This is a genomic window from Sphingobacterium sp. R2, assembly GCF_040760075.1.
Taxonomy (GTDB): domain Bacteria; phylum Bacteroidota; class Bacteroidia; order Sphingobacteriales; family Sphingobacteriaceae; genus Sphingobacterium.
Genome location: NZ_CP142884.1, coordinates 4,406,827 through 4,419,109, shown reverse-complemented (window position 1 = coordinate 4,419,109; position 12,283 = coordinate 4,406,827). Strand labels below are relative to the sequence as shown.

Sequence of the window (12,283 nt, the reverse complement as noted above, 5' to 3'; positions counted from 1 at the left end):
CACTCAGATTTCATTCATTTAATGGTTATTTTATATCCCAACGGTATATTCCCAATCATGATCAGTCTTGTCATTACATAGAAAACCCTCAAACAAATCGCTAGCGATAAGCTGATCATTTTTTTAAGGTCCATTGCTATGAGAAAGAAGAAGCTATCCCACTCAATGGTAAACAGAATTTCTTCATCGGCTGGGTATCGGTCATTATGGTAACTATAGATTTGCCTATTTGCTTCAGGAAGGTTTTTTAAAAAATCAATTTTCTTCAACGCTTCTTCATGCTATAGTAGCTTAGCCTCCTTTAGATTAGCTTTATCCGTTTCTTTTCTGTCAAGCTGAAAGAAGGGGAGGAATGAAGTTTTAAACGCCCGAAATATCCACATAGCATCTATTTTCTAATTTGTTAAATTGCGTATATTTGAAAGCTATATTCAATAACACCACCACACCTTGACAGTAGTAGACAAATATAAAACTGAACTCGATTTAGTTCGACAGAATCCAAAATTGTTATACAATTATCGATTTGACAAAGATGCAATAGATTCAAAACACTATGAGCGGTTACGACTCAATATTGCGATTTATAATGACCTTAAACAAACGGACTATGAAATCGTTAAATATCTATTTACCGAAGAAAAGGAATGGCGAAAATATGGAAAAGACGGAGAAGTTGACAATTTATATTTCTGCGCCTTCATACTGGCACTTTTCAATTTACCAGAAACCGTTTGGTTGTTTTTTGAAGCTAAAAATATTGATTTTGACAGCGCAATTGGATTTGATGGCGAATATTTGGTTTCGGCAGGAATTAAAGAATCCTACCAATATTTAAAAACTGCTGACAACCAGGAGAAAAAAGAATTGTTACAGTACATTGGAGAAGCGGAAGACAGTTGTATTTATTCGCAAGAAGACATTGACGATTGGAAAGAACATAAAAAATCCTACTTCAGATGTTACAAATTTCCAATTCAAGACCAGCTGTATTTTCTCTATTCGACAAATGAACGAGAACTATTTTTGAAGAAACTACCTGAATGGATCGATCAAGAAAGGGCCTGGACTTGTGATGAATTAAGTTTATATAGAACATACGCGAAGTATGCAAACGATAAGGTTTTAGAAATTGAATCGTTTAAATTGACACTTAAAAAAAATGATAAAGATTTTCTAAACGATATCTATAACCGACAATTGTCAGAGTTATATGTTGAGACCGGTGAAAATACTAAGGCTCTCGAAATCCTTGAGAGTATAATAAATGGAACAGATAACATTAATATTGTAAGAGATTGTATTGAACAACTTTGCAGGATAATTATTAACGCAAACAGTTCATCAGACGAGATAGCTAAGCAATCATATCAAATTATAAAAGTTCAACATAAACAGTACAGAAATTTTTCACCAATGGTGGACGATTTAATTATGTACGTTACAGAAATAATGGGGGAGGGAAAAATTACTGCGTATGACAGCAACTTGCCAAAAGCGGGGCGGAAGTGGTGGAAAAGGCTTTTTGGCTCTGAATAAACTACTCGGAATAAAACACCTGCAAATGAACCCTTCGTTGAGGTATTATCAATTTTATCTTATCGCCTTGGAAGGTATCATTTTATCAGCTTTCCATCCGATTACAGTTGGCGCTTTGCCAAATTTCTTTTTAAAGGCGTTAGAAAAATGCGACAGGGTCTCAAATCCGAGATCGAGATAGATCGCGGATGGCTTTTTGTTTTTTCTTTCAATTAAATGCCAGGCTTCAATCAGTCTCTTATCCTGTAACCACCTGCGTGGAGGCATACCGAAGGTCTTTTGAAAATCCCTTTTGTATCCCGAAAGGCTTCTTCCGGTGAGTTGTGCAAATTTCTCGATCGGGACATTGAAATGAAAATTGCTCAGCATAAATTTTTCTAGATCTATCTTATGAGGTTCTGAGAAATCGAACAAAAAGTTACGCAGTGCTGGAACAGCGATCAGTATCAGCTTGATGCCTTCTTTTACCTTTAAAAGACCCATCTCATCAGTCATTTCATCACCAGCACTTCGCGCATAGGGAATCACCGACTGGAAATAACCTTTGATAAACGCATTATTGGGCAGGCATATGTTTGGAAGTCCGATGTATTTACCCTGAGCCTCTATTTTTTCCTCTAGCGCTATCTGACGCATCAGATTTTCTTGTAGCGATATGACGATAGTTTCATAGTAACCATTTGGCTCCGGGGTTTTATTCAAGGTTCCCAGCTGATTTTTGTGAATTAGCAATACTTCTCCGGCAGATATCTTTACATGTTGCTCAGCGGTTTCGACAACCATCTGGCCCGACACCTGTAGTACCAGGGTATGGTGGTTCCAGACGCATGCTTTCTCCTTCTTTTGAGAAGAAAGGTAAGAGTAGAATATCACGCCGGGAAGTATTTCTGCTGGACTTTCCATTTATCTTTGTAAGTAAGTACCACCTTTAATAGCACCTATTGCAAATGTAGTGTTTAAAATTTTCAATTCCTCTGGGCTAAATACAATTTCCATCGCGTCAATATTTTCGGGTATTCTTGATCTACGGCTCATGCTCACCAGTGGCATTATATTGTCGCCCTGTTCTTTTACCCATGCGATCGCGAGTTGTGTAGGGGTGACATTTTTACGTTGAGCAACTTCTTTTAATACTTCCACTTTTTCAAGATTATGGATTAGGTTATTACCCTGAAAACGGGAAAAGTGATTTCGATGGTCATCGGCAGAAATTGGAGCTTTCAGGTCACCGGTTAACAGTCCCTCGGCCGTATTGGCAAATGCCACTACACCAATCCCTAGTTCTTTAGCTGTAGGCAATAGCTCAACTTCGATCTGACGGTCGGCCAAAGAATAACCGATCTCCAGTGCACTGATGGGATAAACGCTGTTGGCTTTACGGAGTTGATCGGCGGTGATTTCCGATACGCCTATATGACGTACTTTTCCTTCATCTACCAAACCGGCAATCGTTCCGATAATGTCTTCTATAGGCACACTGTCGTCCATTCTAGAAGGTTGATATAAGTCGATAGTTTCAATACCCAAACGTGTCAACGAATAGTTGACAAAATTCTTGATCGCTACAGGACGAAGATCCAAGCCGATCCATTGGCCGTTGTGGAAAATAGCCCCGAATTTGACACTGATGAAAGCATCGTCCCGTCTTCCCTTAATGGCTTTCCCAATAAGCATTTCATTGTGGCCTGCGCCATAAAAATCTCCCGTATTCAGGAAGTTGATCCCGCTGTCCAATGCTTGATGGATAGTTAAAATGCTTTCGGTTTCATCGGGTATCGCGCTACCCCATATTGATGACATCCGCATACATCCCAGGCCAAGTTTTGAAACCGTGGGACCGTTTTGGCCCAATTGAATTTTAGTGATTTCAGACATTTGATTGATTTAATGTTATTATACAAAGGTCCCGATTTAACAATAAGGTTACTTTCTTCTGCGGTTCAATTTACTTGTCTGTATGGTTCATTCATTAGTAAACTAAAGGCAATTCCTAGACTCATCCATCCAATTGTATAGTAAACACTGGTAAATCCTTCATATTTTTAAAAAAGGATATCCAGTTTGAATGTAACGTGTGAGGTCAAAAGGAAGCTGTTGTGGTGTCTGTTTTGCATGGCGATTTAATCCTGCAAATTATGATTGATCGCTTTTTCATAATGGATTTAGATTTTCGCAATGGCAAATGCTATGCAAAAATACGAGCTGGTTGACAACCGTTGAACTTGCTATTATTCTTGAAGAGTTGGGCTATGAGGAATAAAAAAACCTTGAGTCTGGGAGGATCTCAAGGTTCCTAATTACTACCTATTTTTGAAAAGTACTATTAATACAATATCAAACCCTATTTAGTTTTAAAAAAATTAAAAAAAGCTGAGTTACCATTACTGCGTACAAAATAAATGCTTAAGGAAGGCAGTCTGAAAGAATAAAAAATTGCAGTATATAACGAAAGTTAATCGATAAATCATTGAAAAATAATCTAAAAGGTTATAGTTCCCTTAATACCCTGGATTTTGGATTAGGTTAGGTTCGACTTGAAAGCTACTCTCATGGAAGGGCCAGAGGTATTGATGTGTCAAAAATTTTCTGTCTTCAATTTTAAGCACATCAGGTGTACCGTCTGTACGTTGTCGCATATGACCCAATGCAGGTTGATTAAGAACCGCTTCTGCTATTTTCCATCGTAGGATATCACTATAGCGCAGGCCTTCACCGGCAAATTCGACCCTTCGCTCATTGCGAATTAAGTCGATCCATTCCTGTTGAGATTTTACCGTTAAATTGACATCCGCTATACGCATATCAAGTCCTGCACGTTGTCGAATCTGATTGATACAGCTTTTTGCTAATTCATCTACATTATTTAACATAATTTTGGCTTCCGCATAGGTCAATAATACTTCAGCATAACGAGCCAGAGGAAAGTACATATTTCCGCCCGTCCGAAATGCATCAGCTTCATCGACAAATTTCTTAAACCAATAACCAGATCGGCTGCTTCGCAAATTTTGATAATAGAACAGACTCTTTGAATCATAAATATCTATTTTCTCATTGTTGAATAGGTCGCCCTGTCCAAAAATGCTAGCAGCATATCGTGGATCACGATTTAATTTGGGGTTGAGCTCATATTCCTGCTTACTGTGTAATGGGCATTTATCGATTGGCCGCCCTTGTAGTGTCCAATAACTATCGACCAACGACTTCAAAGGAACAACATAAGATTGTCCATTTCCAGTCTTATATTGTGGCGCAAGATGCTCAAAAGAATTTGTAGCAGAGTTATTGTGGCTTTCCATGTCAAATTTGATGATAAATTCCTTATTGGTTTTATCTGCCTGATAATTGAATAGGTTAGCATATTGAGGGTGAAGTTGGTATTTTCCACTATCCATTATTTCTTTCGCAAGCGTTGCGGCAAGATCATAACGTCCATTATAGAGAGCGTATCGCATGATCAATGTTTTGAAGGAGTATTTGTTGAACATATAGGCGTTTGTAGTACCTTCATTTTCAGGGAGCCTGTTTGCCACATCGTTGCTCATTTCAAATAGTTTGTTCAGTATTTCAGCTTTGGGTGTTACTTGAGGCGTAGCTTCTTCAAGCGTAACTGGTACGAGGACAAAAGGCACATCACCCCAAACTTCAGTGATTCTGAAATAATGCCAGATGCGCAATGCCTCCAAGATCGCTTTATATTTTTGTCGTATCGACTCATTTTCCACATAGGGAATATCAATATTAGCGATGTAAGTATTGATCCGCCCGACGTGTTTATTATATAGTGTCCAATAATACTCCGCCAAACGTGCATTGCTTGTCATATTACCATTGGCAATGACCATATGGTGGTCTGTCTCTATTCGTGCATAGGCGTTATCGCTACGGCCATCTAACATATAAAAGAGTAGACGGCGATCACCAGGTTCCATAAAAACATCCAAATAGCTACTGTATACTACCCGACGCAGATCTTCTTCGGTGTTGAAGAACTCGTCGAAAGATGTTGCGGTAGGATCTCGTTTATCCAGAAATTTTTCGCAGCTGCTTAACGTGGCTAGCGCAATTATCAAGGTTAAAATTTTCTTTTTCATTAGTATAGTTTTAAAAAATACTCGCACTCAATCCAACACTGTAAGTTGCCATACGCGGATAATTTCCGTTCCCATCATTTGTTCCAGGGCTATCGACATCAATACGTTCGGGGTCAAGGCCTTCCCATTTCGTGAACGTGAACACATCTTGTGCATTCACATATATTCTAAAATTTTTTATGCTTTTGCCGATTTTAGGAAATGTATAGCCAAGCTGAAGAGACTTGATGCGGAAAAAGGCTGCGTTGCTAAGCCAAACATCACTGAGTAGCGTATTGGGGCTTGGGCCTGTCCATAGACGTGGGAAACGGCTATTCGGATTGTCGGGACTCCAATGGTTTGCTACATATTCAACGCGTGGTGCACCGAGGTCGTTACTATTTCCGTCAACGTAAACCGGATAGGCTTCTTGCCCAATCAAGCGGCCCGTGCGCTTTCCTATTCCCTGGCCCAGGGCGGAGAAATCCCAACCTTTATATCGAATATCTAGATTTATTGCATAGTTATAATGGGGAAGGGGATCTGCCAGGTAGCTTCGGTCTTCATCGTTGATAATACCATCCTGATTTTTATCCACATAGCGGATATCACCAGGTTTTGAATTTGGCATTTTAGCGGGAGTTGCATCTACTTCCGCTTGAGTTTGGAAATAGCCGTCAGACTGGAAACCATAATAGTTATTGATTGGGACACCTTTATACCATATCCGGTTATTATCGCCTTTAAAGATCAATCTATCGTTTTCATTGTAACCAGCTTTGAGCATTCGGTTGCGGTTGTCAAAAAGCATTCCACCGATGGTATACGAAAAATCGTCCTTTTTGTCTGACCAGCTTGCAGATAGTTCCCAACCATTATTTTCCACGGCGCCGATGTTGACGGCAGATTCAAGACTATTTGATCCCGTGAGCGGAGGAACGGCAAATTGATCATAAATAAGATCGTATGAATTTTTATGATAAAGTTCAGCAGTAAAGGATAGTCTATTTTTAAATGCATTGACGTCTAGGCCCAGGTTCCATTGCTTCTGTTTCTCCCAGGAGAAATTTGGATTGGGAACACGTATTGTCCAGCCCCAGGTGTTTACAGATTCCTGCCAGAGGTATGGTGCTACATTTTCGTTTCCGATAAGTCCATAAGATGCTCTTACCTTAACGTTATTAACCTCGCCCGACTCAAGAATACGTTTGAAAAAATTTTCGTTATGTAAGTTCCAGGCGAAAGCTCCCGAAGGAAAAAATCCCCAGCGATGGCCAGGGGCAAACTTGCTACTTCCGTCTGAACGTCCGGTTAACTCCAAAATATAGCGGTTATTAAAAGAATAGTTTAGTTTACCGAAAAAGGAAGCTTTGCTGATTTCTCTAAAATCGGTGAAGGTATAATTCATCACTTCTGACCCTGCCGTAAGATAAATTTTGTCTTTGTGCTGGCGGAGCTCCTTGTTGAAGTTAATCAGCATCCGTGCGGTGAGCTGGCTTTCACTAACACCTTGTGAGGCATTGACATCATTTCCCCAAATTGCTGCCGGAGCGCCATTTTCATCAAAAAACTTGTAGGTCAGTCTTTTTTGTTTATTGGCCGATTTGTTAATCATGTAGGAAACGTTTCCCTCGATATTGAGATTGCTGTTGATGTTATATTTTGGACGTAAATTGATGGTACTACGATCATACATATTGTTTTTTGTACCACCATGTTTTATAGACGCGATGGGGTTGATATTGTTATGCAGAATATAGTGTTCGGGAAGTTCAGAATCATAAAAAATTTGTTGCGTTGGGTTCAACCGCCAAGCCTGTTTATAGAGGCCGTGTCCATCATCGTTTGCCAAAAGGCGATCGACCTGCAAACGGTGTGCGTAGAAGTCGGCCATTAATACAAATTTATCGGCAATGTTAATATTCGTATTGAAGCGGGCTGAAAACTTTTGAGTACCTTCAATCTTATTGAGGCCATTTTCTTTTATATGGCCGAGCATTAAATTAAAAGTACCAACGCCACCACCCCCGGATATACTCGCGTTATTATTAATCGCTGTCGACGTCCGTTCCATGACCTGATCGAGCCAATTGACCTCCTTTAATTCTCCGGAGGCATATTGGTTAATTGTTTCTTCGGGGTAGATTGCAGGTTGCCCCTGTTGGATTAAGGTTTCGTTTCGCAATTTCATGAAATCGACAGCACCGACAAATTTCGGAAGATCAATCGGTTTGTTGACTGCAAACCAGTTGTTGGTAACGACTTTAAATTGTCCCGTCTGTCCACGCTCCGTTTCGATGATGATAACACCATTTGCACCACGGGAACCATACATGGAGGCTGAGGCGGCATCTTTTAAAACGGTAATGCTTTTAACCTGATTGGGGTCAATGTCGTGGATGCTCTGTTCCATACCGTCGACGATGACCAAGGGATCTGCATTTTGTAAGGTACTTATTCCGCGAATGGAGATGGTACCCGGAACACTTCCTGGCATACTGTTTCCGCGCATCATTGTGACTCCTGGGATCGTTCCAGAAAAAGCATCTTGCATTTTAAAAATTGGGCGATTTTTAATTTTCTCCATATCCATTTGGGATACGGAAGATGCAATGTGTTTTTTGTCTACTTCGGAGAAGCCAACGACGACAACTTCATCAAGTCCCACTTCATCAGCGTCCATGATAACATTCAGCTCCGATTTATTGTTAATCGGGATTTCAAGCTGTTTGAATCCTACTGCACTAAAAATCAGGGTTCCTTTTTTGCCATCGGGGAGTGTCAGTTGAAACTCTCCTTTCGTATTCGATGAAGTTCCAGTGTTGGAGCCTTTTAGCAAGATGCTGACTGCACTCAATAGATTTCCCTTCGTATCATGTACTTTTCCTCTTACGACTTGTTGCTGCAGGTTGGATATGCTGGATGTACTTTGTTCTGGCAGAGCAACATCGCCATTCTTACGTTTGATGACAACTGTGCCACGATGTAACATGTAATAAAAAGCGCTACTCTTGAAAATTTGATCCAAGGCCTTATCGAGTGATACATCTGTGATTTCAACTGTTGCTTTTTCATTTTTCAGCAATCCTTCTTTAAAGATAAAATGTATACCAGTCTGTTTGGTAATGCTTTCCAGCACAGTTTCAATCCTGGTATTCTGGGCATGTAAAGTAATCTGAGCGGAGCTTGAAGCATAGGCGCCCATCATTGATGTCGCCAATAAGATTCCTGTCAGTTTCATTTTTAATAAATGGTTCAGAGTTTTCCCTTTGTCAACGGGACATAAGGTCCCTTTTGAATAAAATAAATTATTCATAAATTGGTATAGAATTAATGGTTTATGATCAGTGTTAATTCAAATTTGATGCAGGAGTATTTGCCGTACTTCTGCATTTTTTTTTATTAATTTAGGTTTTTCGCTTTTTTACATACAAAGTCCTCCTCAATAAGTTTATTGGTTTACAATTAGTTATCGGTTTACAATTAGTTTATCCTTGTCAATGGTCAATTTATAACCTGTCAAATCCTTTAGTACATTACAGAGTTCCGCCAGCGTTACATCTCTTTTCATGCTACCTTCATATCGTTCATTATTTAAAGGGATCTTGCAATCGACCTGAATTCCATACCAGCGGCTTATTTCATCAAGTATCTGTTGCATATCTTTATTTTTAAAATAAAAATAACCGTCTTTGAAGGCTGTGGCTTCGGCTTTACTAGCTAAAGGAAAAGTCTTCAGTTTTTTTTCGATAATCTCCGTCTCGCTACCGGCATTCATATAGATTTCGTGTTCTTCGTTGCTGACTTTAAGCTTTCCTTCTGTCAATGACACTCTCGTATTTGCACGATAGGAATTTACATTGAAAGCTGTTCCGATCGCTTGTATATTGATATGATTTGTTTCAACGATAAAAGGCCTATGTACATCTTTCGCAACTTCAAAATAGGCTTCACCTTTTAGGATCACTCGCCGCTCTTTTTTATCAAAATTTGCTTTATAGCTGAGTTCTGAGGCAGCATTTACCCACACTTTAGTGCCATCGCCAAGGGTTAATACCATAGTGGACCGTTTGGGAACTATTAAGGTGTTGCGTAGGTTTTCTGTTGAGTTCGATGCGTATACAAGTTGCCCATCTTTTAATTCGATACCTTGAGCAAAATATTGGATTGCCTTTTTTTCGGTCAATCGTATTTCTTTTCTCCCCTCAATTTTTAAAATTGCACCTGCTCTTCCGGGAAGAACGTCATTTTTGTGTCCATATATCTTATCAGGAATTAAATAGCTTACCGATTTTTCGTCCTTTTGTTTTTGCCATAACAGTGTTAGGGCAAGTATTACAGCAGCCGCTATTCCAATAATTTTGTACGGTATTTTGTTTAAGGAGAGGTATTTCTTTTTTGGTTGTAGAACAGCCTTCTTTGCCGTGAATTTTTGCTGTGTGATTAGCCATTCTTTGTTTACATCTATTTTACGAAGATCAAATGGAGCATAAATATCAGTATGTGATAGCCGACGAGACAAGCTATCCTTTGCGCTGGGATATTTTTGTAATAGATTTTTTAACTGGTCTTCTTTGTCGGATGGTAGCTCACCATCTTTTAATAGAAGAGCAATCAGTTCTGCTAATAATATTTCGTCGGTTTTTATCATAATTCATAAGCTAAATAACTTGAAGGGTCGATATGGGTGATCGACTCATCGAAAAAAGTGGAAAATTATTTTTAAAGCGTTGTGTGTTACAGTGTAAAAAACATATAAAGTATGCTTAGAAACTTCTTTTTTAGCAGATTTATCGCCCGCATCCGTTGTGTTTTTACCGTATTTACCGAAACATTGAGTTCCTGTGCCACCTCCTCGTACTTCATTCCGTCTAGATAGATTAAGCGGCAGACTCGTTGACAACCTTCGGGCAGTTCATTGAGTTCCCGATGAAGAGCTCCGATCAATTCTGCATTTATTAAATTATCTAGGATGTCGTTTTCATCCGGTTGGTCCGTATTAAATTGGCCCCGTACACGATCAAATACCACATTTCTTCGCTTGATATTCATCGCTAAATTTTTTACAGCGCTATAAAGGAAGCTTTTGATGACGGGCTCTCCCTTTAGTAGCAAGTCCTGTCTACCCATTAGAACGACAAATGCGTCCTGCACGATGTCTTTTGCAATTTCCTCTGAGCCAACCCATGGAAACGCAAATACACTGAGTTGCAGAAAATATTTGTTAAAATAATATTCTGTGGATAACATATCGTTTGCTTTTTTATGTAAAATATAAATTTTAAAAGTGATTTAAAGAATAATATTAGAGATTTTACGTAGGTAAAACCTTTTACAATTTTGAAGGTTCATGAGTGCTGGTCCACTTGTCAGCAGCATAATTCATCGCCTTTACGAGCTGGCTCTTGGTTGAAGTGTTCTTTATTTCCTTTGCGATCCATATCCCGATTTCATTCATCAGCGGAAAACCGAGAATTATTTTTGAAATTTATGCATAATAATTTGGTTATCATATATATACTGGTTTTATCGTACTTAACAATGTATACGTGGAAATAACCATCCTTTCGTGGAGTTATCTCAAAAACCTTAGATTCTATAGGCATGCCAGGTCATCAATTATTATAGTCGTTCAGCCTCCCGTACCCAGCTGGTAAGATGTGGTTGGCGAAGATACAATTGCGGACACTATATTGGACCGGATTGTGCATACTTCACATCAAATTGAACTAAGGTTTATAGTTTAAGAATATAAGCGTAATATTGTCAGGCTATTGGTGAAAATCCCCCAGATCACCAAAATCTGACGTGTCAGTATTGCCGGAAAGGGAATAACATCATCGGAATATGCGATACACTATCGAAACCTCCAAATCGATAATGATCTTGTCGGAAATGCAATTGGACCTGGAGTTTTGGGACGGAGAAGGCCTTTAATAATGATTTTTCTGTAATTCATTCAACGGATATAAACGTGAAAATGGATATCAGGTTCTTGCTAATGTATCAACTATAAAAATTGGCTCGTCAAATATTTCATCATCTTCCAGATACCCAGAATAATTGGCTGCGTTAAATTCTTCTATTTCTTTATAAGCGATTTCCCGTGGTAACCATTCAACATATATGAATGGCATGATTACCATGGTATAAATACAATCAATACTATTCGATTCGCCCTGTTCAATATATGTTTTCGAAGAAAAAGGAATTTCATTACCTAATTTCCATGCGAGGAAAAAGTTAAAAATACTCACCCAGATCACATACACCTCTGATGCTCCAATACATACTTCAAAATTTATCCCACGATCTTCTTTAATGAAAGGCCTAAACCTCTTGATCTGATATTGTGGGAAATCGTTGTGAAACTTATCCAAAATTTTATTCACAAGATCAGGATTTTCCTGTTCGAATTTGTCACTCCGCTTATAGATATCTATTAATTTAGGAGATCCATTTTCATAGTGTTTCCAAAAGAAATCCCTATCAAAATAATTATTAATTACGCTCTGAATTTTTTCCATATATAAATTATTGACAACCTGTCATTGGAATTTCGAGACCGTGCGGCCACTCAGATTCGAAGATACTGTTACTTCTGCACATATTTCTTATCTGCTATCCCATTTTGTTATGATATATACAGGAAATATATGCTTAATTGTATT

The 12,283-nt window shown here is 38.8% G+C and carries 8 protein-coding genes; 1 reads left to right on the top strand and 7 read right to left on the bottom strand.

Going from position 1 to position 12,283, the window contains the following annotated elements:
* Nucleotides 1-450: 450 nt before the first annotated feature.
* On the top strand, nucleotides 451-1,539 hold the full coding sequence (locus tag VXM68_RS18560) for a hypothetical protein (protein ID WP_367209650.1): 1,089 nt from the start codon (nucleotides 451-453) through the stop codon (nucleotides 1,537-1,539).
* Between the two features lie 54 nt (nucleotides 1,540-1,593).
* On the opposite strand, the gene VXM68_RS18555 is transcribed toward VXM68_RS18560, so the two are convergent.
* The 7 genes from VXM68_RS18555 to VXM68_RS18525 form a co-directional block, all read right to left on the bottom strand.
* Nucleotides 1,594-2,442, bottom strand: coding sequence for an AraC family transcriptional regulator (locus VXM68_RS18555; RefSeq protein ID WP_293953767.1), 849 nt, complete (start codon nucleotides 2,440-2,442; stop codon nucleotides 1,594-1,596).
* Nucleotides 2,443-3,414 (bottom strand): aldo/keto reductase, encoded by a 972-nt coding sequence (locus VXM68_RS18550; protein ID WP_294184993.1) that lies wholly within the window; start codon nucleotides 3,412-3,414, stop codon nucleotides 2,443-2,445.
* 623 nt (nucleotides 3,415-4,037) lie between these two features.
* Nucleotides 4,038-5,633, bottom strand: a complete 1,596-nt coding sequence (locus VXM68_RS18545; protein ID WP_367209649.1) for a RagB/SusD family nutrient uptake outer membrane protein — start codon at nucleotides 5,631-5,633, stop codon at nucleotides 4,038-4,040.
* 10 nt (nucleotides 5,634-5,643) lie between these two features.
* Entirely contained in the window at nucleotides 5,644-8,928 is a 3,285-nt protein-coding gene (locus VXM68_RS18540) for a SusC/RagA family TonB-linked outer membrane protein (protein WP_367209648.1), read from the bottom strand.
* Nucleotides 8,929-9,081: 153 nt separating this feature from the next.
* Entirely contained in the window at nucleotides 9,082-10,263 is a 1,182-nt protein-coding gene (locus VXM68_RS18535; RefSeq protein ID WP_367209647.1) for a FecR family protein, read from the bottom strand.
* Between the two features lie 86 nt (nucleotides 10,264-10,349).
* A complete protein-coding gene (locus tag VXM68_RS18530) occupies nucleotides 10,350-10,862 on the bottom strand; it encodes a sigma-70 family RNA polymerase sigma factor (RefSeq protein WP_294184986.1) in 513 nt (170 codons plus the stop codon).
* 737 nt (nucleotides 10,863-11,599) lie between these two features.
* On the bottom strand, nucleotides 11,600-12,139 hold the full coding sequence (locus VXM68_RS18525; RefSeq protein WP_367209646.1) for a hypothetical protein: 540 nt from the start codon (nucleotides 12,137-12,139) through the stop codon (nucleotides 11,600-11,602).
* Nucleotides 12,140-12,283: the final 144 nt, after the last annotated feature.